Annotated in this window: 26 protein-coding genes and 1 riboswitch; of the genes, 9 read left to right on the top strand and 17 right to left on the bottom strand. The window is 68.5% G+C overall.

Going from position 1 to position 25,930, the window contains the following annotated elements:
* Window positions 1–5 precede the first annotated feature (5 nt).
* On the top strand, window positions 6–1,181 hold the full coding sequence (locus HZF05_RS00950) for a vWA domain-containing protein (RefSeq protein ID WP_160364754.1): 1,176 nt from the start codon (window positions 6–8) through the stop codon (window positions 1,179–1,181).
* A gap of 32 nt (window positions 1,182–1,213) precedes the next feature.
* Here HZF05_RS00950 and HZF05_RS00945 read toward each other — a convergent pair whose 3' ends face one another.
* From HZF05_RS00945 to HZF05_RS00930, 4 genes are all read right to left on the bottom strand, one after another.
* Window positions 1,214–3,106: an acetyl/propionyl/methylcrotonyl-CoA carboxylase subunit alpha gene (locus tag HZF05_RS00945; protein ID WP_160364753.1), complete on the bottom strand. Its 1,893-nt coding sequence runs from the start codon at window positions 3,104–3,106 to the stop codon at window positions 1,214–1,216.
* Window positions 3,103–3,507 (bottom strand): endonuclease domain-containing protein, encoded by a 405-nt coding sequence (locus HZF05_RS00940; RefSeq protein WP_160364752.1) that lies wholly within the window; start codon window positions 3,505–3,507, stop codon window positions 3,103–3,105. The genes HZF05_RS00945 and HZF05_RS00940 overlap by 4 nt, the downstream gene beginning before the upstream one ends.
* Window positions 3,508–3,596: 89 nt before the next feature.
* The gene (locus tag HZF05_RS00935; protein WP_160364751.1) at window positions 3,597–5,198 is read right to left on the bottom strand and encodes a carboxyl transferase domain-containing protein; all 1,602 of its coding nucleotides are present in this window, start codon (window positions 5,196–5,198) and stop codon (window positions 3,597–3,599) included.
* Window positions 5,195–6,340, bottom strand: a complete 1,146-nt coding sequence (locus tag HZF05_RS00930) for an acyl-CoA dehydrogenase family protein (protein ID WP_160364750.1) — start codon at window positions 6,338–6,340, stop codon at window positions 5,195–5,197. The genes HZF05_RS00935 and HZF05_RS00930 overlap by 4 nt, the downstream gene beginning before the upstream one ends.
* Window positions 6,341–6,465: 125 nt before the next feature.
* On the opposite strand from HZF05_RS00930, the gene HZF05_RS00925 reads away from it, so the two are divergent.
* On the top strand, window positions 6,466–7,335 hold the full coding sequence (locus HZF05_RS00925) for a LysR family transcriptional regulator (RefSeq protein ID WP_160365218.1): 870 nt from the start codon (window positions 6,466–6,468) through the stop codon (window positions 7,333–7,335).
* Here the strand turns inward: HZF05_RS00925 and HZF05_RS00920 are convergent.
* The 11 genes from HZF05_RS00920 to HZF05_RS00870 are packed head-to-tail and all read right to left on the bottom strand — an operon-like array spanning window position 7,307 to window position 18,314.
* Window positions 7,307–8,089, bottom strand: coding sequence for an adenosylcobinamide-GDP ribazoletransferase (locus HZF05_RS00920; RefSeq protein ID WP_343046802.1), 783 nt, complete (start codon window positions 8,087–8,089; stop codon window positions 7,307–7,309). The genes HZF05_RS00925 and HZF05_RS00920 overlap by 29 nt on opposite strands.
* On the bottom strand, window positions 8,079–9,098 hold the full coding sequence (gene cobT / locus HZF05_RS00915; protein ID WP_160364749.1) for a nicotinate-nucleotide--dimethylbenzimidazole phosphoribosyltransferase: 1,020 nt from the start codon (window positions 9,096–9,098) through the stop codon (window positions 8,079–8,081). Before cobT ends, HZF05_RS00920 begins: the two co-directional genes overlap by 11 nt.
* Entirely contained in the window at window positions 9,095–9,907 is an 813-nt protein-coding gene (locus HZF05_RS00910) for an HpcH/HpaI aldolase/citrate lyase family protein (RefSeq protein WP_160364748.1), read from the bottom strand. Before HZF05_RS00910 ends, cobT begins: the two co-directional genes overlap by 4 nt.
* On the bottom strand, window positions 9,904–11,358 hold the full coding sequence (locus HZF05_RS00905; RefSeq protein WP_160364747.1) for a cobyric acid synthase: 1,455 nt from the start codon (window positions 11,356–11,358) through the stop codon (window positions 9,904–9,906). The genes HZF05_RS00910 and HZF05_RS00905 overlap by 4 nt, the downstream gene beginning before the upstream one ends.
* The gene (gene cbiB / locus HZF05_RS00900) at window positions 11,346–12,251 is read right to left on the bottom strand and encodes an adenosylcobinamide-phosphate synthase CbiB (protein ID WP_343046801.1); all 906 of its coding nucleotides are present in this window, start codon (window positions 12,249–12,251) and stop codon (window positions 11,346–11,348) included. The genes HZF05_RS00905 and cbiB overlap by 13 nt, the downstream gene beginning before the upstream one ends.
* Window positions 12,248–13,021 (bottom strand): ABC transporter ATP-binding protein, encoded by a 774-nt coding sequence (locus tag HZF05_RS00895; RefSeq protein ID WP_160364746.1) that lies wholly within the window; start codon window positions 13,019–13,021, stop codon window positions 12,248–12,250. Before HZF05_RS00895 ends, cbiB begins: the two co-directional genes overlap by 4 nt.
* Window positions 13,018–13,980, bottom strand: coding sequence for a FecCD family ABC transporter permease (locus HZF05_RS00890; RefSeq protein ID WP_160364745.1), 963 nt, complete (start codon window positions 13,978–13,980; stop codon window positions 13,018–13,020). The genes HZF05_RS00895 and HZF05_RS00890 overlap by 4 nt, the downstream gene beginning before the upstream one ends.
* Window positions 13,977–14,789, bottom strand: a complete 813-nt coding sequence (locus HZF05_RS00885) for an ABC transporter substrate-binding protein (protein WP_246331448.1) — start codon at window positions 14,787–14,789, stop codon at window positions 13,977–13,979. The genes HZF05_RS00890 and HZF05_RS00885 overlap by 4 nt, the downstream gene beginning before the upstream one ends.
* A complete protein-coding gene (cobO, locus tag HZF05_RS00880) occupies window positions 14,786–15,391 on the bottom strand; it encodes a cob(I)yrinic acid a,c-diamide adenosyltransferase (RefSeq protein ID WP_160364744.1) in 606 nt (201 codons plus the stop codon). Before cobO ends, HZF05_RS00885 begins: the two co-directional genes overlap by 4 nt.
* A complete protein-coding gene (locus tag HZF05_RS00875; RefSeq protein ID WP_160364743.1) occupies window positions 15,388–16,356 on the bottom strand; it encodes an aminotransferase class I/II-fold pyridoxal phosphate-dependent enzyme in 969 nt (322 codons plus the stop codon). Before HZF05_RS00875 ends, cobO begins: the two co-directional genes overlap by 4 nt.
* A gap of 2 nt (window positions 16,357–16,358) precedes the next feature.
* Entirely contained in the window at window positions 16,359–18,314 is a 1,956-nt protein-coding gene (locus HZF05_RS00870) for a TonB-dependent receptor plug domain-containing protein (protein WP_160364742.1), read from the bottom strand.
* A gap of 131 nt (window positions 18,315–18,445) precedes the next feature.
* A riboswitch (cobalamin riboswitch) is annotated at window positions 18,446–18,647 on the bottom strand.
* Here HZF05_RS00870 and cobU point away from each other — a divergent pair.
* A complete protein-coding gene (gene cobU, locus HZF05_RS00865) occupies window positions 18,639–19,175 on the top strand; it encodes a bifunctional adenosylcobinamide kinase/adenosylcobinamide-phosphate guanylyltransferase (protein ID WP_160364741.1) in 537 nt (178 codons plus the stop codon). (Overlaps the previous riboswitch by 9 nt.)
* Here cobU and HZF05_RS00860 read toward each other — a convergent pair whose 3' ends face one another.
* A complete protein-coding gene (locus tag HZF05_RS00860) occupies window positions 19,176–19,946 on the bottom strand; it encodes a winged helix-turn-helix transcriptional regulator (RefSeq protein WP_343046800.1) in 771 nt (256 codons plus the stop codon).
* Here HZF05_RS00860 and HZF05_RS00855 point away from each other — a divergent pair.
* From HZF05_RS00855 to HZF05_RS00840, 4 genes are read left to right on the top strand one after another with little or no spacing between them, the layout of a single operon-like run.
* Window positions 19,939–20,376, top strand: a complete 438-nt coding sequence (locus HZF05_RS00855) for a VOC family protein (protein WP_160364740.1) — start codon at window positions 19,939–19,941, stop codon at window positions 20,374–20,376. The two genes, HZF05_RS00860 and HZF05_RS00855, sit on opposite strands and share 8 nt — an antisense overlap.
* Window positions 20,377–20,401: 25 nt before the next feature.
* Complete coding sequence (locus HZF05_RS00850; RefSeq protein ID WP_160364739.1) at window positions 20,402–21,064, top strand: glutathione S-transferase family protein; 663 nt, start codon at window positions 20,402–20,404, stop codon at window positions 21,062–21,064.
* Window positions 21,061–21,552: a VOC family protein gene (locus HZF05_RS00845; RefSeq protein WP_160364738.1), complete on the top strand. Its 492-nt coding sequence runs from the start codon at window positions 21,061–21,063 to the stop codon at window positions 21,550–21,552. The genes HZF05_RS00850 and HZF05_RS00845 overlap by 4 nt, the downstream gene beginning before the upstream one ends.
* A gap of 14 nt (window positions 21,553–21,566) precedes the next feature.
* Window positions 21,567–22,064: an SRPBCC domain-containing protein gene (locus HZF05_RS00840; RefSeq protein ID WP_160364737.1), complete on the top strand. Its 498-nt coding sequence runs from the start codon at window positions 21,567–21,569 to the stop codon at window positions 22,062–22,064.
* A 4-nt stretch (window positions 22,065–22,068) separates the two neighbouring features.
* On the opposite strand, the gene HZF05_RS00835 is transcribed toward HZF05_RS00840, so the two are convergent.
* Window positions 22,069–22,710 (bottom strand): arylesterase, encoded by a 642-nt coding sequence (locus HZF05_RS00835; RefSeq protein WP_246331447.1) that lies wholly within the window; start codon window positions 22,708–22,710, stop codon window positions 22,069–22,071.
* Between HZF05_RS00835 and HZF05_RS00830 the strand changes: the two genes are divergently transcribed.
* Window positions 22,701–23,420 carry an ATP-binding cassette domain-containing protein gene (locus HZF05_RS00830; RefSeq protein ID WP_160364735.1) on the top strand — a complete coding sequence of 240 codons (720 nt, stop codon included), beginning with the start codon at window positions 22,701–22,703 and terminating at the stop codon, window positions 23,418–23,420. The two genes, HZF05_RS00835 and HZF05_RS00830, sit on opposite strands and share 10 nt — an antisense overlap.
* Window positions 23,417–25,912, top strand: a complete 2,496-nt coding sequence (locus HZF05_RS00825; RefSeq protein ID WP_160364734.1) for an ABC transporter permease — start codon at window positions 23,417–23,419, stop codon at window positions 25,910–25,912. Before HZF05_RS00830 ends, HZF05_RS00825 begins: the two co-directional genes overlap by 4 nt.
* Window positions 25,913–25,930: the final 18 nt, after the last annotated feature.

Raw genomic sequence — 25,930 nt, 5'->3', positions numbered from 1 at the left:
GCGAGATGTTCATCTCCTTCCTCGACGAGCTGCGCCGCGCCGGCATCCCCGCCAGCCCCAAGGAGCATCTGGCGCTGCTGGAGGCGCTCGACGCCGACGTGATCGATCCGAGTCCGGAGGAATTCTATTACCTCGCCCGCGCCATCTACGTGAAGGACGAGGGACTGATCGATCGCTTCGATCAGGTCTTCGCCAAGGTGTTCAAGGGCGTGATCGGCGAGCCGACGCCCGAGGGCGAGATCCCCGAAGATTGGCTGAAGGCGATCACCGAGAAGTTCCTGACGCCCGAGGAGATGGAAGCGATCAAGTCGCTCGGCTCCTGGGAAGAGATCATGGAGACGCTGAAGAAGCGTCTGGAGGAACAGCAGGGCCGCCATCAGGGCGGCAACAAGTGGATAGGCACCGGCGGCACCTCGCCGTTCGGCAACAACGGCTACAATCCGGAAGGCGTGCGGATCGGCGGCGAGTCCAAACACAAGCGCGCGATCAAGGTATGGGAGAAGCGCGAATTCCGGAATCTCGACAATTCGGTCGAGCTCGGCACGCGCAACATCAAGGTGGCGCTGCGCCGCCTGCGCCGGTTCGCCCGCGACGGCGCCGCCGAGGAACTGGACCTCGACGCCACCATCGCCGGCACCGCGCGCAAGGGCTATCTCGACATCAACATGCGGCCCGAGCGGCGCAATGCGGTGAAGCTGCTGCTGTTCCTCGACGTCGGCGGATCGATGGACCCGTTCGTCAAGCTTTGCGAGGAATTGTTCTCCGCCGCCACCGCCGAGTTCAAGCATCTCGAATTCTTCTATTTCCACAATTGCGTCTACGAAGGCGTGTGGAAGGACAATCGCCGCCGCTTCCAGGAGCGCACGCCGACGTGGGACGTGCTCCACAAGTTCGGACACGACTACAAACTGGTCTTCGTCGGCGATGCGCAGATGAGCCCTTACGAGATCAGCCATCCCGGCGGATCGGTGGAGCACAACAATCCCGAGGCCGGAGCGCTGTGGCTGCAGCGGATGACGGGGGTGTACCAGTCCGCCGCGTGGCTGAACCCCGTGGCCGAGCAGCATTGGGGCTATTCGCAATCCACCCGCATGATCCGCGACATCATGGGCGACCGCATGTACCCGCTGACCCTGCAGGGTCTGGACGAGGCGGCCAGGGCGCTCAGCCGGAAGAAGTGACCGAAGCCAGCCTGAGACCATCCGTTTGGGGGTCAGCTCTCCGCTTTCTCGATCTTCGCCAGCAGCGCCCCTTCGCTGACCTGACCGCCCTCGGCCGCGTTCAGCTCGGCCACGGTCCCGTCGAACGGCGCGACGAGGCTGTGTTCCATCTTCATCGCTTCGAGGGTCAGCAGCTTCTGGCCCTTGCTGACCGCCTGCCCCGCCTGCACTGCGACTGCGATGATGCGGCCCGGCATCGGCGAGAGGATGGCACCATCGGCGGCATCGCCGCCGCCCGTACCGCTTGCACGGCTCGGGCCGACCAGGAACGCCGCGCCATCGATCAGCACGAGCTGTTCCAGCCGGTTCGGCATTTCCCGCATCGGCGTGTGATAAGGCGAGCCGTCGAGGCTGGGGGCAAATTCCGTCCGCTGCCCGTTCACGGCGAGCGCGATCTTGTCGGTCGGTTTCCTGTTCAGGCGAAAGCCGAACAACCCGTCGACGATCGGCGAAAATCCGCTGAGATTCCGCCCGATCCATCGCGCTGCATGGGTCAGATCGTGATCGGAAAGCCTGGGTGCCTCCGCCATCGCCTCGCCCTCGCGGCCGATCAGACCGGTATCGACATCTCCGGCGGCGAACACGGGATGATCGAGCGCCTTCACCAGAAAACTGGCATTGGTCTTCACCGGATAGACCGTCGAGCCTGACACGATCGCGCGAAGCCGCAGGCGTGCCTCGTCCCGATCGTCGCCATGCGCGATGACCTTGGCGATCATCGGATCGTAAAACGGTGAAACCTCGGCGCCTTCGTACACGCCGGTATCGATGCGCTCACCGGCGCTGTAGCCGAATTGGAGGATATCGAGCTTCCCGATCGAAGGCAGAAATCCCTTCGCCGGATCCTCCGCATACAACCGCGCTTCCATCGCCCAGCCATGGATCGCCAGCTCGTCCTGTCGCTTCGGCAGCGGCTCGCCCGACGCCACGCGCAGCTGCCACTCCACCAGATCCTGACCGGTGATCTCTTCGGTGACGGGATGCTCGACCTGCAGGCGGGTGTTCATCTCCATGAACCAGATGCGGTCGGCGCGCAGGCCCTCGGAGCCGTCGGCGATGAATTCGATCGTGCCGGCGCCGACATAGTCGACCGCCTTGGCCGCGCGCACCGCCGCCTGGCAGATCGCCTCGCGCGTCTCCGCATCCATGCCGGGCGCGGGCGCCTCCTCGATCACCTTCTGGTGGCGGCGCTGGAGCGAGCAGTCGCGCTCGAACAGGTGGACGACGTTGCCGTGGGTGTCGCCGAACACCTGCACCTCGATATGGCGCGGGTTGGTGACCCATTTCTCCAGCAGCACCTGGTCGTTGCCAAAGCTCGACGCCGCCTCGCGCCGGCAGGAAAGCAAGGAGTCGGCGAAATCCTCCGCCGCATCCACCTTGCGCATGCCCTTGCCGCCGCCGCCCGCGACCGCCTTGATCAACACCGGATAACCGATCTTGTCGGCCTCGGCCTTGAGGCGCTCCGCCGACTGGTCGTCGCCGAGATAGCCGGGCGTGGTCGGCACGCCGGCCTCCTGCATCAGCGTCTTGGCGGCGTCCTTGAGGCCCATGGCGGTGATCGAGGACGGGTTCGGCCCGACCCAGATCAGCCCGGCATCGATCACCGCCTGCGCGAACTCGGCATTCTCGGAGAGGAAGCCGTAGCCGGGGTGGATCGCCTCGGCCCCGGTCTGCCTGGCGGCCGCGATGATCCGATCGCCGAGCAGATAGCTCTCGCGCACCGGCGACGGCCCGATATGCACCGCCTCGTCCGCCGAGCGCACGTGCAATGCGTTCGCATCGGCATCCGAATAGACGGCGACGGTCCGGATCCCGAGCCTCCGCGCGGTGCGGATGACCCGGCAGGCGATCTCACCGCGATTGGCGATGAGGAGGGAGGTGATCATGATGGCTCGCCCAGAAATATCTCCCCGGAACGGGGAGGGGGACCAGCCGAAGGCTGGTGGAGGGGTCGGCCTGCGGAGCAGGCCGAAACGATGCCGCGAAGTACGGCGTCGAGATCGCTGAGTACGTCACGGGCCGGGATGCGAAGCGTGCGGAAGCCGAGATCGGATAGGCGCGCGTCTCGGTTTGCATCCCGGGTAGCGCGGTCGCCTCGATCATGCGCTTCGCCGTCTATCTCGATTGCAAGCCGCGCTTCGAGGCAGGCGAAATCGAGGATGTAGCGATCGATAGGATGCTGGCGGCGGAACTTTAAGCCGCCCGGTCGCGGGCGAAGAACGCGCCAGAGCAAGACTTCCGGCAAGTTACCGCTGCGGCGTTCGCGACGCGCGCGAGCGATGGCCATTCGCGAGGTATCGAAAACCCCTCCACCACCCGGCTGCGCCGGGCGGTCCCCCTCCCCGTCCCGGGGAGGTATGGGCGCATCGCTCTCCATCACATCCTGAACACGCCGAAGCGCGCCGCTTCGGGCACCGGCGCGTTCAGCGTCGCGGCGAAGGCGAGGCCGAGCACGTCGCGGCTCTGTGCCGGGTCGATGATGCCGTCGTCCCACATCCGTGCCGTCGCGAAATAGGGGTTGCCCTCGTCCTCGTATTTCTGGCGGATCGGGGCCTTGAAGGCTTCCGCCTCCTCCGGCGTCCATTTCGCGGCATCGCGGTGGACGGTGGCCAGCACGCTTGCCGCCTGCTCGCCGCCCATCACGCTGATCCGCGCGTTCGGCCAGGTGAACAGGAAACGCGGCTGGTAGGCGCGGCCGCACATGCCGTAATTGCCCGCGCCGAAGCTGCCGCCGATCAGCACGGTGATCTTGGGCACCTGCGCGGTCGCCACCGCCGTCACCAGCTTGGCGCCGTTCTTGGCGATGCCTTCGGCCTCGTACTTGCCGCCGACCATGAAGCCCGAGATGTTCTGGAGGAACAGCAGGGGGATGCGCCGCTGGCAGGCGAGCTCGATGAAGTGCGCGCCCTTGAGCGCACTCTCCGAGAACAGCACGCCGTTATTGGCGAGGATCGCGACCGGCATGCCCCAGATGTGCGCGAAGCCGCAGACGAGGGTGGTGCCGTAGAGCGCCTTGAACTCGTGGAACTCGCTGCCGTCGACGATGCGAGCGATCACCTCGCGCACATCATAGGGCGCGCGGACGTCCTGAGGCACGATGCCGTACAGCTCTTCCGGCGCAAATTTCGGCGCACGCGGCTCGCGCATGTTGAGGTCGATCCCCGGCGCCGGCTGCAGCGTCGAGACGATGTCGCGCACGATCGTCAGCGCATGCTCGTCATTCTCGGCGACATGATCGACCACGCCGGACTTGCGCCCGTGCAGATCGCCCCCGCCGAGATCCTCGGCCGAGATCACCTCGCCCGTCGCGGCCTGCACCAGCGGCGGGCCGGCGAGGAAGATCGTGCCCTGGTTGCGCACGATCACCGTCTCGTCGGACATCGCCGGCACGTACGCGCCGCCCGCCGTGCACGATCCCATCACGCAGGCGACCTGGGGCACGCCCAGCGCCGACATGTTCGCCTGATTGTAGAAGATACGGCCGAAATGGTCGCGATCGGGGAAGACCTCGGCCTGGTTGGGCAGGTTGGCACCGCCGCTGTCGACCAGATAGACGCAGGGCAGCCGGTTCTCGATCGCGATCTCCTGCGCGCGGAGATGCTTCTTCACGGTGAGCGGATAATAGGTGCCGCCCTTCACCGTCGCGTCGTTGCAGACGATCATCGCCTGCCGGCCGGAGACGCGGCCGATGCCGGCGATCAGGCCGGCGCCCGGCACCTCGTCGTCATAGAGGCCGTTGGCGGCGAGCTGGCCGATTTCGAGGAAGGGCGAGCCGGGATCGAGCAAGCCCTCGACGCGATCGCGCGGCAGGAGTTTCCCACGGGAAACATGCTTTGCGCGGGCGCTCTCGGAACCACCCTGCGCGGCACTCGCGACGGTGGAGCGCAGCGCCTCCGCCAGACCGCGATTGTGCGCGGCGTTGGCGCGGAAGTCTTCGCTGTCGGGCAGCAGCTTGGTGTCGAGGACGGGCGCGCTCATGCTCCGATCAGCTCGCGCCCGATCAGCATGCGGCGGATCTCGTTGGTCCCTGCCCCGATGTCGAGCAGCTTGGCGTCGCGCATGTAGCGCTCCACCGGCCAGTCCTTCGTATAGCCGGCGCCGCCGAGCGCCTGCACCGCCTCCAGCGCCGTCTTCATCGCATTCTCCGAAGCGAGCAGGATCGCGCCGGCCGCATCGAAGCGCGTCGTCCGCCCCGCGTCGCATGCCCGCGCCACCGCATAGACATAGGCGCGCGCCGAATTGAGCGCGACATACATGTCGGCGATCTTCGCCTGGATCAGCTGGAAGGCCCCGATCGGCTTGCCGAACTGCTTGCGCTCGCGAACGTAGGGGAGAACCACGTCGAGGCAGGCCTGCATGATGCCCAGCTGGATGCCGGAGAGCACGGTACGCTCGTAATCGAGGCCGGACATCAGCACGCCGACGCCGCCGTTCAGCGGCCCCATGACATTCTCCTCCGGCACCTCGCAATCATCGAACACCAGCTCGGCGGTGGGCGATCCGCGCATGCCCATCTTCGAGATTGTCTGGCCGATCGAGAAACCCTTCATGTCCTTCTCGATCAGGAAGGTGGTGATGCCCCGCGATCCCTCACCGGTCTTCGCATAGACGACCAGCGTGTCGGCATAAGGCGCGTTGGTGATCCAGAACTTGGTGCCGTTGAGGACGTAGCGATCGCCCTTCTTCTCGGCCTTCAGCTTCATCGAGACGACGTCGGAGCCGGCGCCGGCCTCCGACATGGCGAGGCTACCGACATGCTCGCCGGAGACCAGCTTCGGCAGGTATTTCGCCTTCTGCGCGTCGTTGCCCCAGCGGCGGATCTGGTTGACGCAGAGGTTCGAGTGCGCCCCATAGCTGAGCCCGATCGAGGCCGATGCGCGCGCCACCTCCTCCTGCGCGACGACATGCTGGAGGTAGCCGAGGCCAAGCCCGCCATACTCCTCCTCCACGGTGATGCCGTGCAGGCCGAGCGCGCCCATTTCCGGCCACAGCGCGCGCGGGAACCAGTCCTTCTCGTCGATCTCGGCGGCGAGCGGCGCGATCCTGTCGGCGGAAAACCGGGCCGTGCTCTCGCGGATCATGTCCGCTTCCTCACCCAGCGCGAAATCGAAATCGGTCACGGCGTCTCTCCTGCTGGGCGCTTTGTAGCGGCTTCGCGCGATTCTCGAAAATTGAACTGTCGGCAAGCATGGCATAGATGCGATCTATGCATCGGCGGGTGCATCATACGCTCAAGGCCCACCCGATGCTCGATCGTTACCTGCTTCGTTATTTCCTCGCGGTGGTGGACCAGGGCAATTTCTCGCGCGCCGCCGCTGCGTGCAACGTCTCGCAGCCGACGCTGTCGGTGGGCATCGCCAAGCTGGAGCGAGAATTGGGGCATCCGCTCTTCATCCGCTCCAACCAGCGCGTCGAACTGACCGACGCCGGTGCCCGCTTCCTCACCCACGCGCGCCGGATCGAGCGCGAGTTCAACGTCGCCACGCAAGCGATGGGTCTGTCGAGCGACCTGCCACCGTTCCGGGTCGGCGTCATCGGCAGCTTGCCGGGCGGACTGGTGGCATCGGCGGTGGCGGAGGCGCAGCCGGGGCGAACGCATCGCTTCGAACTGCTGTTCGGCACCGAGCGCGAGCTGGCCGGGCATCTCTCCAAGGGGCGGATCGATCTGGCGCTGACGTTGGTCGATCGCGGCGCCGATCGCTTTGCCGAGCAGCCTGTCGTCACCGAGGGCTACAGCCTCGCCATCTCGTCCGCGCATGCGCTGGCGGCAGAGGGTTCGATTACGCCCGAGCGGCTCGCCAACGAGACGATGATCGTCCGCCGCCATTGCGAGGCGCTGTCCGAGACCAGCCGTTTCTTCACCGAACGCGGTGTGCGCCCGCATTTCGCCTTCCGATCGACCAACGACGAGCGGGTGATGGACATGGTCGCGGCGGGGCTTGGCCTGACCGTGATGCCGGATTGCTATTGCGGCGAAGGCGTAATGCGTCCGCGGCTCGCCGGCTTCGAGGCGCGCCGGACGATCGGATGGGCGGCGGCGCCCGATATGGAGCATCTGCTCGGCGCGCCCCTGCCGCTGATGCGGGCTATCGAGGCGAGTTTGCGGCCAGCATGAGAAGCACTACGAGCTGTCCGGTATAGGCCGCAAAGCCGAGGCAGTCGCCGGTCGATCCGCCGATCCGGCGTCGAAGCAGACGGCCGAACCAGAGCAGGAAGAGCGCACCCGCGATCAACGCCCCACCCAGCGCGATCGGCGTGATCAGCAGGAGCGGCAGCAACCCCGGGACGGCCGCCAACGCGCCCGCCGCCAGCAGCATCGGCCCGGCCGCCCCGATCGCGCGCGCTACGCCACTGCCACCATCGGAGGGCGGCACCGTCGCCATCACCGCGACACCCCACAGCCGCCCCATCGTCGCCGCGCCGACGATGCCCGCGAAGGCGAACGAGGCCGGCAGATCGGCCGTCGTCGCCACCCGGAGCAGCACGGCGAGGCCCAGCCCCAAGGCACCATAGCTGCCGATGCGACTGTCCTTCATGATGCGGTGGACATCCTCCGCCGTGCGCCCACCGCCGAAGGCATCGCAGAAATCGGCGACCGCGTCCTCGTGGAAAGCGCCGGTCAGCCGCGCCTCGACCGCCAATGCGATGACCGCTGCCACCAGCGGCGACCACAGCATCCGCGCGCCCACAAACACGCCGGCCGTGACGCAGCCGATCAGCGCGCCGACCAGCGGCAGCCACGCCATGCCGCGCGACAACGCATCGCGCGCCTCCGCCTCATTCAGCCGTCCGATGACGGGCACCGGCAGGCGCGTGAGGAACTGGAGCGCCATCAGCGGCGGCGCCCAGAAGGGTGCCTCAGTCCTCACGATCCACGCCGAGCTCGTCGAGCCGCGCCACGCCCGTCAGTAACGCCGCCGCCGCATCGACCAGCGGCAGCGCGACCAGCGCCCCCGTCCCCTCGCCCAGCCGCATGCCCCAGTCGAGCAGCGGCTCCAGCCCCAGCGCGTCGAGCGCCGCCTCGTGGCCGGGCTCGGCAGAGCGATGGCCCGCGATCATCGCGTTCGCGGAGCCCGGAGCGAGCCGCTCGGCGATCAACGCGCCGGCGGTCGCGACATAGCCGTCGAGCAGCATGGTCGCGCCCAATTCCGCTCCCCGCGCGAAGTAGCCGGCCATTGCGGCGATCTCGTAGCCGCACACCCCGGCGATCGCGGCCCGCGGATCGTCGGGCAGGATCGCGGCGGCGCGGGCCGTGGCCGCCGCGACGATGCGTGCCTTGGCGGCGACCACATCCTCGCTCGCTCCCGCGCCCGGCCCGGTCGCACCTTCCGGGCTTGCGCCGGTGAGCAGCGCGGTGAGACAGGCGGCGGGCGTGGTATTGCCGATGCCCATCTCGCCGGCGATCAGCAATCTGTATCCGTCCGCGACGGCATGGTCCGCCTCCTCGGCGCCCACCGCCCACGCGGCATCGAATTCGGCGATCGTCATCGCCGGACCATGCGCGAGGCTCCTGGTGCCGGAGGAGACCCGGCCGTTCCGGAAGAAATCCGGTGCCGGTTCCGGCAACGGCGCCATTCCGCCCACATCGACCAGCCGCAGGTCGCAGCGGTGCGCGGCAGCCAGCACGCTGCTCGTCGCGCGACCGGAAAGGATGGTGCCGACCATCAGCCCGGTCACCTCGGACGGCCAGGCCGAGACCCCGTCCGCCACCACGCCGTGGTCGCCCGCGAACAGCACGATGCGGCGCGGCCGCGTCACCGGATCGAGCCGTTGCTGGATCGTCGCCAGCCGTACTGCCAGCGTCTCCAATCTCCCCAGGCTGCGGCGCGGCTTGGCAAGCGCGTCGAGATGCGCCCAGACCTGAGCCTCGCTCGTCACCGCGCCCGCTCCAGCAGCGCGCGGGCGGTGGCGACGTGCATGTCCTCCACCATCCGGTCGCGGAAGCGGACGGCACCGCCCTGCGCCGCCTCGATCAGCGCGCGCGCATCCTCGATCTCGGCCTCGCTGGGGCTGAAGGCACGGTTGGCGACGGCGATCTGGTTGGGATGGATCAGGGTCTTGCCGTCGAAGCCAAGATCGCGGCCCTCGCGGCACTCCCCTTCCAGTCCCTCCGGATCGTCGAGCCGGTTCCACACGCCATCGATCACGAAGACGCCCGCCGCGCGGCCCGCCAGCACGATCGTCTGGAGGGCGAGGGTCAGGCCGCCGCGCCCGGCCAAAGGCGGCAAGCGCAAGGCGTGGGCGATGTCGTTGGTGCCGGCGATCAGGCCGACGACGCCGTCGGCCGCAGCGATCGATGCGGCGGCGAGGATGCCGGCGGGCGTCTCGATCATGGCCAGCACGGGCTTGCCGACGGCGCGCGCGATCTGCGCGGCGCTTTCGGCCATCTCGACCTTGGGGATGACGATCGCCGCCGTCTGCGAGGCCTGGGCCGCCACGACATCCTCCGCATGATGAGGACTGTCGGGCGCGTTGATGCGGATCGCCGCGATCCGATCACCGAATCCCTCGTCCATGGCTGCCGCCGCCGCGTCGCGCGCCGTCGCCTTGTCCGCCTCCGGCACGGCATCCTCGAGATCGAGGATGATCATGTCGGCATCGAGCGTCCGCGCCTTGGCGATGGCGCGGGCGTTCGAGGCGGGCAGATACAGCGCCGAGCGCGGCGGGAGGGTTTCGAGAGAGGTCATTCGGCTTCCTTCGCGATGGCCAGCAGGCGATCCACGTCGAGCACCTGTTCGAGGGTTTCGGCGATTTCGTCCAGTGCCGCGTCGATCACCTCGCCCCGCGCGTGACCATCCGAAGCGGCGCCGACGCGCGACAGCCAGTGGGCGCGGGCCTCAGGCAGGTCGAACAGCCCGTGGACGTAGCATCCTGCGATCTGCCCGGCATCGGCGCCGTCCTCCGTGCCGTCGGCGAAGCGCAGCAGAGGATGCGTGCCAGGATCGGGTCGAGTGACACCGCAATGGATCTCGTAGCCGGAAAAAGGGGCGCCGCCCTCGATGTGGTCGCCCGCGATCGGTCGTACGATCTTGGCTGGCGCCAGCGCCGTCTCGATCGGCAGCAGCCCGAGTCCCTCGACCGTCTCGATCGGCCCCTCCACCCCCTCGGAATCGGAGACCGTACGGCCGAGCATCTGGTAGCCGCCGCAGATGCCCAGCACCTGCCCGCCCCGCCGGACGTGCGCGGCGAGGTCCACGTCCCACCCCTGCGCGCGCAGGAAGGCGAGATCGGCGATCGTCGCCTTGGTGCCGGGCAGGATCACCAGCGCCGCGTCGCCCGGCAGCGGCCGCCCCGGCGGGATCATCGCAAGGCGGACGCCGGGCTCGTGCGCCAGCGCGTCGAAATCGTCGAAATTGGCGATGCGGCTGAGCATCGGAACCGCGATTACCGGCCTCTCCCCCGCCGACTGCGACCGATCGAGCACCACCGCATCCTCCGCCGGCAGGCGCGCGGCGGCGGAGAGCCACGGAACGACGCCCAGCCCCGGCCAGCCGGTGCGGCGCCCGATCTCGGCGAAGCCGTCGTCGAACAGGCGCAGGTCGCCCCGGAACTTGTTGATCAGGAAAGCGCGGATCATCGCCGCGTCTTGCCGATCGATCACCGCTTGCGTGCCGACGACCGAGGCGATCACGCCGCCGCGATCAATGTCGCCGACCAGCACCACCGGTACGCCCGCCGCCCGCGCGAAGCCCATGTTGGCGATGTCCCCGGCGCGCAGGTTGATCTCGGCGGGACTGCCGGCGCCCTCGACCACGACGATGTCGCACTGCGCGCGCAGGCGACGGTAGGCGCCGAGCACCTGGTAGAGCCAGTCCGCCTTGCGCCGCTGGTAATCGCCAGCGCCCAACGTCGCGGCCGGCTTGCCGTTGACGATCACCTGCGCGGTGCGGTCGGACTGCGGCTTGAGCAGCACCGGGTTCATGTCGGCATGCGGGGGCACTCGCGCGGCGATCGCCTGCAAGGCCTGCGCGCGGCCGACCTCGTCACCCTCGGGCGTGACGGCGGCGTTGTTGGACATGTTCTGCGGCTTGAACGGTCGCACCGACAGTCCTCGGTTGGCGAGCAGCCTGCACAGCCCGGCGACCAGCACCGACTTGCCGACATCCGATCCCGTCCCCTGCAGCATCACCGCCCCCACGCGAAGGCTCCCGCGATCAGCCAGAGCAGCAGGCAGGCGCGGCGATAGACGGTGAGCGCGCGATAGAGATCGGCGGCGGCGGGTGGCGGCCCTTCTCCGATCACAGGCCTTGGCGCTGGTTCGCCGTCATATGTCACCGATCCGCCAAGACGCCGCCCCAGCGCGCCGGCCATCGCCGCCTCCGGCCAGCCGGCATTGGGCGAGGCGTGCCTGCGCGCGTCGCGAACCATGATCCGCCAGCCGCCGCGCCCGGCGAGGGCAATCAGCGCGCCGGAGAGTCGCGCGGGGACGAAGGCGATCAGGTCGTCCGCCCGCGCCGAGGCCCAGCCGAACGCCTCGAGCCGCTCAGTGCGGTGGCCGACCAGCGAATCCGCCGTGCTGATCGCCTTGGCCGCGAACAGGCCCGGCAGGCCCAGCAACGCGTACCAGAAGGCCGGCATCACCACCCCGTCACAGAAACTTTCGGCGAGGCTCTCGATCGCGGCGGTCGCGACGCCCGCTTCGGCCAGCCTATCGGTATCCCGCCCGACGATCCGGGCAACTCCATGGCGTGCGCCGGGCAGATCGCCCGCCGCCAGCGGCTCCGCGACCGCGACGACATGATCGTTAAGGCTGCGCTGCGCCAGGCCGGTGCTTCCCGCGATCACCGCCAGCGCGAAGCCCAGGCTGCCGCCCGCGACATGTTCGATCGCCCAGCCGACGCCGCCGGCCGTCACGATCAGAACGAGCAGAAGGGCGACACCCTTCGCGCGCCGCGCCACTCCATGGTTCCAGCGTCGCTCGATCCCATCGATCAGCGCCCCAACCGCCATCACCGGATGCGGCCACTTCACAGGATAGCCCACTGTCGCCTCGCCCACGAGGATCGTCAGCAGCTCGGGCCCATGCCTCACGCCCTGCCCAGCGGCACGATGAAGCGGCGCCCGTCGGAGGCGCGGCCGATCTCCACCGTGACGCCGTAGGTCTCGGCGAGCAGCGGCGCGGTCAGCACCGCTTGGGCCTCGCCCGTCGCGACGACATGGCCGTCGCGCAGCAGCACGACATCGTCGGCGACGCGCGCCGCCTGGTTGAGATCGTGGAGCACCACGATCACCCCGGCGCCTGCCCGTGCGACCTCCCGCAGGCGCTCCAGCACGTCGATCTGGTGGGCAGGATCGAGGCTCGCCAGCGGCTCGTCGGCAAGCAGCCATTCGGGTTCGCCGGCCAGCACGCGCGCCAGCAGCACGCGCCCCCGCTCGCCGCCGGACAGGCGCTCGACGGCACGATCGGCGAGATGAGCGACATCCGTCGCCGCCATCGCCCGCTCGACCGCCGCGCGATCCGCCTCGGTCTCGCCGAAGCGCCCGCGATGCGGCAGACGGCCGAGGCCGACCAACGTCGTCACGTCGACATTCCAGTGGACCTCGCCCGATTGCGGCAGCAGCCCGATCCGCCGCCCACGCATGCGCCCGTCGAGCGCGGCGATCACCTCGCCATCGATCGTCGCGGTGCCGCTGTCTGGCGTGCGCAGACCGGCAAGGCAGGCGAGCAGGCTGGATTTGCCCGCGCCGTTGGGGCCGAGCAAGGCCGTCACACGCCCGCGCGCGAAGCCGAGATCGACGCCGTAGAGCACGGTGCGCCGCCCGAGCGTCAGCGACACCGCCGATGCCTGAAGCCCGTTCATGCCAGCTTCCTCCGCATCCGGATCAGCATCGCGAAGAAGAACGGCCCGCCCAGCATGGCGGTGGCGATGCCGAGCCGAAGCTCGCTCACCGTCGGCAACAGGCGCACGCCGGCATCGGCAAGGGTCAGCAGCAGCGCGCCACCCAGCGCCGAGGGCAGCAGGATCGCCGAGGGCCGATGCCCGGCATAGGGCCGCACCATATGCGCCACCAACAGGCCCACGAAACTGATCACGCCCGCCGCCGCCACCGAAGCGGCGACGCACAACGAGGTAGAGAGGATCACCAGCAATTGCAGCCGCCCGAGGTTGACGCCCATCGATCGCGCCGCATCCTCGCCCAGGGTCAGCGCATCGAGCGAGCGGCCGAGGAAGGCCGCCAGCACCGCGCCCGCCGCGATCATCGGCGTCGCCAGTTCGACATCCTGCCAGCTGCGATCGGTGAGCGCGCCGTTGAGCCAGGTCATGATCTCGGACGCGACGAACGGCGTGGGTGCGAGGCTGATCGCCAGCGCGGTGGCGGAACTGCCGATGCTGGTGATGATCAGGCCGGCCAGCGTGAACAGCATCAGGCTGCCCGACCGCCCCGCGATCAGCGCGAGCAGCGCCATGGTCGTCGCCGCGCCGACCAGCGCGAAGGCCGGGAGGAGGTAGGCGGAGACGGCATAGCCGAAGAAGAGCGAGACCACCGCGCCCAGCGCCGCGCCGGAAGAGACGCCGAACAGGCCCGGATCGGCCAGCGGGTTGCGCAGATAGCCCTGCATCACGGCGCCCGACAGGCCGAGCGCCGCGCCCACCACCAGCGCAAGCACGGTGCGCGGCAGACGCAGTTCGACGATGATGATCGATCGGGGATCGGCGGCGCTCCAGGCGTCGAGCGGCAGCCAGACCTTGCCGGCGACCACCGACAGAGCGGCGGCTGCGACGCAGCCGATCAGGAGCCAGAGCGTCAGCCGGTTCATCGCGTCACCTCGCGGCGGACTACGGCAAGCCGATTGGCGGCCTCGATCAGCGTCGGACCGCCGCAATGGAGCAGGCGCTCGGGATAGGGCGCGATGGTGGTGAAGCGGCGCAGGCGCGCCAGCGCGGGGTGCGAGGTCATGCGGTCCGCCCGCCCCTCGGCCGCGGCCACGGAGAACACCACGCGCGGCGGCTTCGCAATCAGATATTCCAAGGGCAGCACGTCCCATTGCTTGAGGCCGTAGGCGGCGCTCTGGTTGACGAAGCCGGTGCGGCGCAAGAGATCGTCGGCGAGCGTGCCGGCGCCGGGCACCAGTCCCTCACCCTCCCAGATCAGCGCGGGGACCGGCTTGCCGGGCGCCGATCGCGCCGCCGTCACTGCCGCTTCCATGCGGCGCGCCAACGCCTCGCCACGCTCGGGATGGCCGGCCACCCGGGCGATATCGCGCACCTGCTGCTCGCTCTCCGCCACCGAGGACGGCACCGGATATTGCTCCAGCCGGACGTGCATCCGTTCAAGCGCGGCTATGGTCGAGGGCGCGACATGCTCGCCGCTCATCACCATGTCCGGGCGCAGCGCCACCACCTCCTCGGCGGTGCCCGAGGTCGCCTTGAAGCGGTCGGCAAGCGCGATCGGGATCGAAGTGGCCTGTGGATCCTGCGAATAGTGGCTGATGCCGGCAATCTGGTCCGGGTCCGCCACCTGCATCAGCACCGCGTCCACGCATGGGTTGATCGAGACGAGGCGCGGGCCGGAACCCATCGCCGGCGTCGCCAGCAGGCCGATCAGGAGGGCGGCGCGCCGGATCAATATTCGACCCCTTTCTGCGCCTTGAAGCCGGCCCTGTAGGGATGCTTCACCTCCTCGAACTCGGTGACGAGATCGGCCAGTTCCAGCAGCTCGGGCTTCGCGTTGCGGCCGGTGATGCAGACATGTTTGGTGAGCGGGCGGTCTTTCAAGAAATCCACGATCTCCGCGATCGGCAGAGTATCGTCGCGCAGCACGATGTTGAGCTCGTCGAGGATCACGAAGTCGAAGGCCGGATCGAGGATCATCGCCTTCGATCGCTCCCATGCGGCGCGGGCGGCGGCGATGTCGCGGGCGCGGTCCTGCGTGTCCCAGGTGAAGCCCTCGCCCATCACCTCGAAGGTGACGAGATCGGGGTTCGCCTCGAAGAAGTTGCGCTCGCCCGTCTCCCACTTGCCCTTCACATACTGGAGGATCGCCACCTTCATGCCCCAACCGAGACTGCGGATCGCCATGCCGAAGGCGGAGGATGACTTACCCTTGCCCGGCCCGGTGTGGACGATCAGCAGACCGCGTTCGAGCGTGCGGCGCGCCTGCATCTTGGCGCGCGCCTCGGCGACCCGTTTCATGCGGGCATTGTGGCGGGCGAAATCCTCTTCGCTCATGATTGGAACTCCTCGAGCGCCTCTGCCAGCCGGTCTGCGGCGATCAAATCGCGCGGCAGGCCGAGCCGCAGACGGTCCTGCCTGTCCGCGAACGGCCGGGCAAGGATGGCGCGGGATGCGAGGTGGCGGAACAGCACATAAGCGTCCGGCACCTCGATGAGGCGGAACAGGCTTGTCCCGCCGACGATGGGGAAATTGGTCCGCGCGATATCGAGCCGGTCGTTGGCCTCGGCGATGCGCCGCCGCTGCGCGTCCCGCCACGCCCGGTCGGCATAAGCGGCGGTGCCGATCGCGATCGCCGGGGTCGAGACCGGCCAGTCGCCGAGCATCGCCCGCAATGCCGCCGAAATGCCGCGCGATGCGATGACGAAGCCAAGCCGCAACCCGGGCAGGCCGTAGAATTTCCCGAAGGAGCGGAGCACAATCAGTTGCTCCTCGTCCGCATCAGCCACGCTCTCGCGCGGATCGGCATCGGCAAAGGCTTCGTCGACAATCAGCGTCGCGCGCGCTGCCAAGCCGCGCAGCGTCGCGCGATGGAAGACCCGGCCATCGGGGTTGTTGGGATTGGCGAGGACGATCAGGTTCGCATCGACCATCCTGATCTCGTCTCCCGACACCCCGATCGTGCCCGACCAGGCGGCGGCGTGACCCGCATAGCCCGGCCGCACCACCGCCACCCGCCGCGCCGGGATCAGCTCGGCCAGCAAGCGCAGCGCAAGGTCGGTGCCGGGCACCGCAACCACCTCGCGCCCGGCCGGCACGCCGAAAGCCGATCTCGCCAACGCTTCCAGCGCCGCGAGTGCATCCGGATCGGGCAGGCGGCCATATGCCACTTCCCCCACCGGATACGCCCACGGCGCGATACCGGTGGAGAGGTCGATCCAGCCCTCTCCGCCGAACATCGCGCGTGCCGCCTCGATCCGGCCGCCATGGGCGGTGAACGGATCGAGATCGGTCGGCGCCATCGTCAGTAGCTGAACCGGACGCCGCCATACGCGGCGCGGCCCGGCTGGCCGTAGCCCGTCGCGGTCTCGTAATGGACATCGAACAGGTTATCGATGCGCCCGTAGACCTCCAAATTCCTGCCGATCGGATAGGAGGCGCGCAGGCCGGTCAGCACATAGCCCTGCAGCCGTTGCGTGTTGCCGACGTCGTTCCAGCTGCCAGAGACATGTGTGACGGTCGCCCCGGTGCTCAATCCGAATGCCCAGTCGTAATCGGCGTTGAGCGTGATCGAGTTGTCCGGCCGCCGGGCGAGGCGCAACCCTTCCGCGCCCGCCGACAGGTTCCTCGCGTCGAGATAGGTGTAGCTGGCGCTCACCCGGAACGCGTCGACCGGCTTCAACGCCACCGTCACCTCGACACCCTGCGAGCGGGCGCGATCGATATTGTCGTAGAAGCCACCGGCGGCGTTGTCGGTGCATTGCGGCGCCGGCACCGCGACGAAGCAGCTGACGAAATCGATCAGGTTGCGCGACGTGCGGCGGAAATAGGTCGCACTCGCCTCGAAACGCCCGTCGAGTGCCTTCTGCGTGACGCCGGCATCCCAGCCTTTCGATCGTTCCGGCCTCAAGGCCAGGTTCCCGTAATTGCTGAACAGCTGATAGAGCGAGGGCACCTTGAAGCCCTCGGTATAGCTGGCGCGGAAAGTGGTGGCGCCGCCGTTTGGCGAATAGACGCCAGACCCTGCGAAGCTGGTCTTGCCGCCGAAGCGGCTGTGGTGATCGTAGCGCGCACCGCCGGTCAGCGTCAGGCCCTTGATCGGCGTGGCGACGATCTGCGCGTAGCCGCTGTCGATATCGGCGTGGTTGGGCGGCGGCGAGGCCGGGAAGTCGAAGCTGCTGATCGCGAGGAAACGCGAATGCTCGTGCTCGGCGCCGAAGGTCGCCTGGATGCCCGGTGCGATATCGACACTGCCCTGATAGTCGATCCGCGCGTTGCGGCCCTTGCCGAGGAAGGTCAGCTCGACATCGCTGGTCGGATCGAAATCCTGCGTCTTGGTATCGGTGTAGCTGAAGCCGATGCGGTTGCGGAAATGCCCGTCGAACAACGCGGCATTGAGGCCAGCATAGCCGATCAGCTCGCGCGAGACCTGATATTCGGCATCGTCGGCGAGGACAAAATTGGGCGGCGGGAAGCCGTCGATGTCGGTGCGGCTGTGCGAGTAATAACCGCGCAGGTCGATCGAGATCGCATCGGTGAGCGCCAGGTTGAAACTGGCGTTGGCGCCGTAGTTCTTGTCGCCGTCGCGTTCGGTGCCGCCGTCGAAGGCGGAGATGCCGTCGGTGCGGAAATAGCCGCCGCCTATGCTGGCCGATAGCGGGCCGATCTTGTCCGAGACGTTGGCGATGCCGTGCGCGGTACCGAAGGAGCCGCCTTCGGCGCTGGCGTTGACCGCGAGATGGTCGGTCGGCTGACGGGTGATCAGGTTGACGACGCCGCCCATCGCCTGGCTGCCCCACAGCACCGAGGAGGGACCGCGTAGCACCTCGATGCGATCGATGTTGCCGATCAGCAGGCTGCCGAAATCGAAGCCGCCGGCGGGCGTCGACGGGTCGTTGATCTTGACGCCGTCGATCAGCGCCACGGTCTGGTCGCTGTCGGCGCCGCGGATGAACACCGAGGCGGTGGTGCCGATGCCGCCATTCTGCGCGATCGAGACGCCCGGCACCTGCCGCAGCAGCTCCAGCGGCGTCACCGCCTGCTGGGTCCTGATGGTCTTGGCGTCGATGATCGTGATCGACTGGCCGACCTCGGACAAGGGTTGCACGGTGCGGCCGGCGGTGACGACGATCTGATCGCCGGACTGGGTGGCATCGGACAGCGCGGCGGTCGATTGGGCGGAATCGCCCGGATCGGCGGCAGCCCAGGCAGGCATGGCCGGCACCGCGGCGGTCAGCAGAAACAGAGATAGAAGTCGCATCATTCCCTCGCTCGTTTGCGGGGATCGCGCTTCTCGATGCGGCTTGAGACCAGATCCCCCCGCACGACCCCCAATGGACGTCGTCACGCGAGGAGAAACCCTCGATCGCCCGGCACACCCCGTCCGCGCGAAGGACAGACCGCGATCAGGCAGGTCTCCTGGCTCCCGGGTTGTCATGTCCTCCGGCCTTCCCGGATCGGACGATCCAGTGGCGCGAATGGAGGGCACTCGCCGGTCACAGTTGCGGGGGCAGCGCCGGATCGGAGGGCCTGCGCCCGCCTCCCGGCTTCCCTTTTGATCCCATCTCTGGGAACCTGTTCGCACATGCCGCATAGTCGCGGCGTGCCGTCGGAGCAACAGAAATTGACCACCAGCCTGTTTCTCGGCGGCGCGCGATCGGGCAAGAGTCGGCTGGCGCAAGCGGCCGCCGAGGCATTCGACGGCCCGCTGATCTATGTCGCGACGGCCGAGGCGGGGGACGCCGAGATGGCGGCGCGGATCGCCCATCACCGCGCGGACCGGGGCGATCGCTGGACGACGGTGGAATGCCGGATCGATCTGGCCGACGCGATCGCCGCGTATGAACAGCCGGTGCTCGTCGACTGCCTGACCTTATGGCTCTCCAACCTGATGCTGGGCGGGCACGATGTGGCCGGTCACACGCAGCGGCTGATCGACACCGTGCGCGAGCGCGCGGCACCACTGTTCCTCGTGAGTAACGAGGTCGGGTTGGGCTTAGTCCCCGAAACGCCCCTCGGGCGCGCCTTCCGCGACGAGCAGGGCCGGCTCAACCAGTCGATCGCGGCCGTAGTCGATCACGTGACCTTCGTGGCGGCGGGATTGCCCCTGCGCCTGAAATGATCAGTCGGCGAGCTTCTCGGGCAGCTCGAACAGATCGACGAAACGTTGTGCCGCAGCCCGATCGCCCTCGACCCTGAGCTTCCCTTCGGCCTCGTTCACCTCGAATCGGATCTTGCCATAGACGGTGAAGGCGAAGGTGGTTGGGTCGCTGATGAAACGGACGTCGGCCTTGCCGGTCTCCCCCCTGCGGATCTCGAGCGCGCCGTCTGCCAGCTCGCCGACGAAGAGATCGGTCGGGAACTCGAAGGCGATCGTCATGCGCAGCCCTCCCGCCTTCTCGCGGTCGATCATCGTGCGCAACGACATCATCGCCGAGGCCGGCGAGAAGAACAGGCTCACGTCATGCCGCCGCGAGCGGGTGGACCAGCGCCCCATTTCCTGGATCATCGGCTCGGCCAGATAGCCCCATTGGGTCAACTCGTAGACCTGCACCGAGAGCGCCGAGGGCAGCTTGCGCTTCACCAGGACGTTCGCCTCTTCAAGCCCCTCCAGCCGCTGAGTCAGCACGTTGGCGCTGATCCCGGGCAGGTTGGCCTTCAGCTCGCCGAAGCGGCGCGGGCCGAACATCAGCTCGCGGATGATCAGCAGCGACCAGCGCTCGCCGACGAATTCCAGTGCCAGCGCGGTGCCGCAGGCATCGTCATACCAGCGTTTTTCCGCCACTTTCTCGGCTTTGGATATTTTTTCTGACTTCATAGTTGCTTTTAATAACCACACCGCGCATCCTTTGCAAGTGCCGAGTCGCACAAGAGGGAGAATGACGATGTCCAAGATGATCTTCGTGAACCTGCCCGTCGCCGACGTGGCGAAGTCCACCGCCTTCTACGAAGCGATCGGCTTCGTGAAGGACGAGACGATCTGCAAAGGCCCCGAGGCGGCGATGGTCCGCTGGTCCGACGACATCAACTTCATGCTGCTGAGCCACGACCATTTCGCGCAGTTTGCTCCCAAGCCGATGGCCGACAGCCACGCCACCAGCCCGGTGCTCTTCGCGCTCTCGTTCGACAGCCGTGCGGACGTCGACGCCTTCGTCGAGAAGGCGATCGCCGCCGGCGCCAAGGAAGGCCACGAGCCGGAAGATATGGGCTTCATGTATTCGCGCGCCTTCGAGGATCCGGACGGCTTCGGCTTCGGGCCGATGTGGATGGACGTCGAGGCGGCGGTCGCGGCGATGAACCAGCCGCAGGCCGAGGCCGCCTGAGCGCGGGCCAAGAGGGAGAGGAACCATGACCCCCACCATCACCGCCTTCAAATGGGTGCCCCCCTTCGCGCGCGGCTTCGTCCGCGACATCCGCGCGCGCTGGGCCTTCGAGGAGGCCGGGCAGGCCTATGACGTCGATCTGGTCGACGGCATCTATGTAAAGAGCCAAGCGCACCGTTACTTTCAGCCCTTCGGCCAGATACCGACCTATCGGGACGACACCATCGAGATATTCGAATCGGGCGCGATCGTGCTCCACATCTGCGAGGCGGCGGACGCGCTGGTGCCGGCCGATCCCGCCGCGCGCGTCCGGGCGACGCAGTGGCTGATCGCCGCGCTCAACTCGGTCGAGCCGTGGGTGATGCAGCTCGCCGTGGTCGACGTGTTCGAGGCCGATCGCGACTGGTCCAGATCGCGCCGGCCCAAGGTGATGGAGGATCTCCACGCCCGCCTCAGGGACCTCGCCGATGCGCTCGGCGACAGGGAGGCGCTGGATGGCGGCGCCTTCACCTATGGCGACCTGATGATGGTCTCGGTGCTGGGCGGCCTGCGCGGCACCGGCGTGCTGGACGATCATCCCAACCTCGCCGCCTACGTCGCGCGGGGCGAGGCGCGGCCGGCGCATGTGAAGGCAATGGCCGACCACCTCGCCACCTTCGAGGATGCGAAGCAGGGAGAGGTCGCGTGAGCAAGCTCGTCACCTATCTGTGGTTCGATCACGGCAAGGCGCGCGAGGCGGCCGAATTCTACGCCGCCACCTTCCCGGACAGCCATGTCGGCCACGCCAACGATGCCGCGGCGGACTTTCCGGGCGGCGAGAAGGGCATGGAGCTGACCGTCGAGTTCACCGTGATGGGCCAGAAGTTCGTCGGCCTCAACGGCGGGCCGATGTTCACGCCCACCGAGGCGGTGAGCTTCATGATCACCACCGAAACGCAGGAGGAAACCGATCGCCTGTGGAACGCGATCGTCGGCAATGGCGGCGCGGAGAGCGCCTGCGGCTGGTGCAAGGATCGCTGGGGCTTTTCCTGGCAGATCACGCCGCGCCAACTGCTCGAGGCGATGAGCGATCCCGATCGCGCCGCCGCCAAGCGTTCGATGGAGGCCATGATGACGATGCGCAAGATCGACATCGCAACGATCGAGGCCGCCCGCAAGGGCGAGCCGGTCGCCTGAGAAGGAGAGAGACGATGCCCCCCTATGAAGGCCCCGATCACGGCAACCTCGACCTGTCGGTAACCCGTCTGATCGACGCGCCGGTCGCGACCGTCTGGAATATCGCCACCCAGAGGATGGAGGAGTATTTCTGCCCCAGGCCCTGGCGGGTCGAGGTGGTCGAGCACGACTGGCGCGCCGGCGGCCGCTCCGCGCTGGTCATGCATGGTCCGGACGGCGAGCATATGCCGCAAGAGGGTGTGTTCCTGGAGGTGACGCCGCCATCCGGGAACGCCACCGCGCGCTTCGTCTTCACCGATTCGCTCGGCCCGGGGTGGAAGCCGCAGGGACCGTTCATGGTCGGCATCATGGAGTTCGCCGACGAGGGCGGCCGGACGCGCTACACCGGCACGGCCCGCCACTGGTCTGCCGAAGCCTGCGAGCAGCACAAGGCGATGGGCTTCGAGCAGGGCTGGGGCATCGTCGCCGCGCAGCTCGCGGCGATTGCCGAAGCAGAGGTGCAGCCGGCCTGACCCGTCAGCGCAGGGCGGCGCGGATTGTCGGCAGCATCCGGCCTACGATGATGTCGACGCCCTGCGCATTGGGATGCTTGCCGTCCGCCTGGATCAGCGCCGCCTTGCCCGCCACCCCGTCGAGGAAGAAGGGGTAGAGCCGATCGCCATATTTGCGGGCGAGACGCGGGTAGAGCGTGTCAAAGGCTTTGGCATAATCCACGCCGAGATTGGGCGCCGCCTTCATGCCGACGATCAGCACCTTGATCTGCCGGCGCTTCAATTCGGCGAGGATCAGGTCGAGATTCTGCTCGACGGCGGCGGGCGGCATACCTCGGAGCATATCGTTGGCGCCAAGCTCGACGATCACGAGGTCCGGCTTCACGCCCAGCCCGCGCAGCCCCCATGCCAGCCGCGCGCGACCCTGCGCCGCCGTGTCACCGGCGATGCCGCCATTCTTCACGGTCGCGGGCACGCCGCTCTTCCTCAGCGCCTGCTCCAGCCGGACGGTGAAGCCCTGCGCGGGCGGCAGCCCGTAGCCGGCGGTGAGGCTGTCGCCCAGCGCCCAGACCAGCGGCCCCTGCGCGTGCGCGGCCGTCACGAAAAGGAAAGCGAAGCAATGGACAAGCGCGCGGATCGCACCATATCCGGAAGACCGTGGCTTCATCCGCTTCTCCTGCATCCGCAGCCCCCGATAGCATCGTCATCGATGCGCGCAATCTGACGCTCGCGCTCGGCCGCCCGCCGGCGCGCACCGAGATCCTGCGCGGCATCGACCTGACCGTGGCGGCGGGCGAGAGCGTGGCGCTGCTCGGTCCTTCGGGATCGGGCAAATCCTCGCTGATGGCGCTGCTCTCCGGCATGGAGCGGCCGACCGGCGGCAGCGCGCGGGTTGCTGGCCTCGCCTTCGATGCGCTCGACGAGAACCAGCTGGCCGTGGCGCGGCGCGGGCGGATCGGGATCATCCTGCAGGCCTTCCACCTGCTGCCGACGATGACCGCGCTGGAGAATGTCGCGGTGCCGCTGGAACTGGCCGGCGAGAAGGACGCCTTCGCCCGCGCCGAGGCGGAACTGATTGCAGTCGGCCTCGGCCACCGCCTGCGCCACTATCCCGCGCAGCTTTCGGGCGGCGAGCAGCAGCGCGTCGCCATCGCCCGCGCGCTGGCCCCCCGTCCGGCCCTGCTCTTCGCTGACGAGCCGACCGGCAATCTCGACGGCATCACCGGCCACGCGATCATGGACCTGCTGTTTGGGCGCCATGCCGAAACGGGCGCGACGCTGTTCGTCATCACCCACGATCCCGGCCTCGCAGCCCGCTGCGGCCGCGTCATCGAGCTCGCCGATGGCCGCATCCTCCGGGACAGCGCCGCCGCATGAGCGTCGCCTGGCGGCTCGCCATCCGCGATCTGCGCGCCGGCGGGCGCGGGCTGTGGCTACTGCTGATCTGCCTGTTCCTCGGCACCGCCGCGCTCGCCGGGATCGGCAGCCTCTCCGCCTCGATCCTCGGCGCGCTCGACGGGCAGAGCCGCCAGATGCTGGGCGGTGACCTCGAGATGCGCGTCTCGCAGCGCCGCGCCACCGTGGAGGAAGGCGCCGCGCTCGCCGCCTACGGCAGGACGTCCGAGGTGATCGCCACCAACTCGATGGTCACACCGCTCTCCGGTCGCGCGCCGGCGCTCGCGAACCTTCGCGCCGTGGACGACGCCTGGCCGCTGGTCGGGCGGTTTACGCTTCAGCCCGGCGCGCTGGCGGATCGGCCTCATGGCGCGGATATCGCCGTGGCTCCCGCCCTTGCCGACCGGCTTGGCCTGCACGTCGGCGACCGGGTGCGGATCGGTATGGCGACGATGCGCGTGATCGGCCTGGTCGACCAGGAGCCCGACCATCTCGGCGCCGGCTTCAGTTTCGGGCCGACCGTACTGGTCGACATGGCGGGGCTGGACGCAACGCAGGCGATCCAGCCGGGCAGCCTCTACACCGGCGCCTATCGCATCCTGCTTCCGCCCGGCGCGGATGCGAATGCGATCGGCGACCATATCGTGCATCGCTTCCCGAGCGCGGGGTGGACCGCCAAGACGCCGGATCAGGCGGCCGGCAACCTCAAGAAGGGCATCGCCCAGCTCGGCCAGTTCCTGCTGCTGGTCGGCCTCGCCGCGCTGGCGATCGCGGGGGTGGGCGTAGGCAGCGGGGTGAGCGCCTATCTCGGCCGCAAGACGCGGATGGTGGCGACGCTCAAGGTGCTCGGTGCCGAGGCCAAGACGATCGCCAGCCTGTTCCTGATCCAGCTCGGGCTGGTCGCGGCGTTGGCGATCACGGCGGGCCTCGCGCTCGGCGCGGCCGTGCCGGCGATCGTGACCGCCATTGCCGGCGATGCGCTGCCGGTCCCGCCGCGACTCGCGCTCTATCCGGAACCGCTGGCGGTGGCCGCCGCGCTCAGCCTGCTGGTGGCGCTGCTCTTCGCCCTTCCGGCGCTGGCCCGCGCCCGATCGGTACCGGCCGCGACCCTGCTGCGCGACGCTATCCTGCCGTTACGTCGACCAAGCCTTGCCATATTGGCCGGAATGGCGACCTTGCTCGCGGCGCTCGTCGCGCTGGCGGTGTTGACCGCGAGCGACCGCGCCATCGCGCTCGGCTTCGTAGGCGCGACCTTCGCGCTGGTGCTAGCGCTGTGGCTGCTGGGGCTGGGCCTGCGCTGGCTGCTCGCCCGCCTGCCCCGCCCGCGTCGCCCGCTGTTCCGCATGGCGCTCGCCAACCTCCACCGCCCGGGATCGCAGACCGACCGGCTGGTGGTGGCGCTCGGCCTCGGTTTCTCACTGTTCGTGGCGCTGGCGGTGATCGACACCAGCCTGTCCAGCGAACTCGCCGACGCCGCCCCCGCCAAGGCGCCGCGCTTCTTCGCGATCGATCTCCAGCCCGAAGATGCCGGCACCTTTCGCAAGGCGATACATGACGCCGCGCCCACCGCTACGATCGAGGCGGTGCCGTCGCTGCGCGGATCGATCGTCGCACTCAAGGGCGTCCGCGTCGCCGACATGAAGACATTGCCGGAGGGCGCATGGATATTGAAGGGCGACCGGACGATCACCTGGTCCGCCAACGTACCTCCGCGCAACACGGTGGTTGCAGGCAAATGGTGGCCGGCGAGCTATAATGGCCCACCGCTGGTATCGATGGAGGACAAGGCGGCGCAACTGCTCGGCCTGCACGTCGGCGACACGATCACGGTCGCGGTGCTGGGCGTCGAGGTGCCGGCGCGGATCGCAGCGCTGCGCAAGGTGGACTGGGGCGGACTAGGCCTGAATTTCGCTCTGGTCTTCTCGCCCGGCTATATCCAGGAGGCGCCGCATGCCTTGCTTGCCAGCGTCTATGCGCCGCGGAACCGCGACGGCCCGATCGCCGGCGCGGTGGCGGCCGCGCTTCCTTCCGTCACCATGCTGCGGACCGGCGACATCATCGGCCAGATCAGCGACCTGCTCTCCCGCATCGCGCTTGCCATCCGCGCGGCAGCGGCGGTGACGGTGGTGGCGGGGATCGTCGTGCTGGTCGGCGCGGTCACCGCATCGGGGCAGGCGCGCCGCTACGATGTGGTGATCCTCAAGCTGCTTGGCGGGAGCCGCGGCCAGCTCCTCGCCGGTCAGGCGCTGGAATATCTTCTGCTGTCGGCCGTGCTTGCCGCCGTCGCGCTGGCCGTGGGCGGCGCGGGCGGCTGGTACGTGGTCACGCGCGTGCTTGCCTTACCCTGGGCACCTGACGCCGCGACGGCGGCGGCGACACTTGGTCTCGCGATCGGCGCGACCTTGGTCATCGGCGTTGCCGGCAGCCTTCCGGCGCTCAGGGCGACGCCAGCGGAAGGGCTGCGCGCGCCCTGACCCGCCGGCACGCCAGAA

The sequence above is a fragment of the Sphingomonas chungangi genome, assembly GCF_013778325.1.
In the GTDB taxonomy this organism is placed as follows: domain Bacteria; phylum Pseudomonadota; class Alphaproteobacteria; order Sphingomonadales; family Sphingomonadaceae; genus Solisphingomonas; species Solisphingomonas chungangi.
The sequence above is the reverse complement of the archived record's forward strand: the minus strand, read 5'-3'. Positions and strand labels throughout refer to the sequence as shown.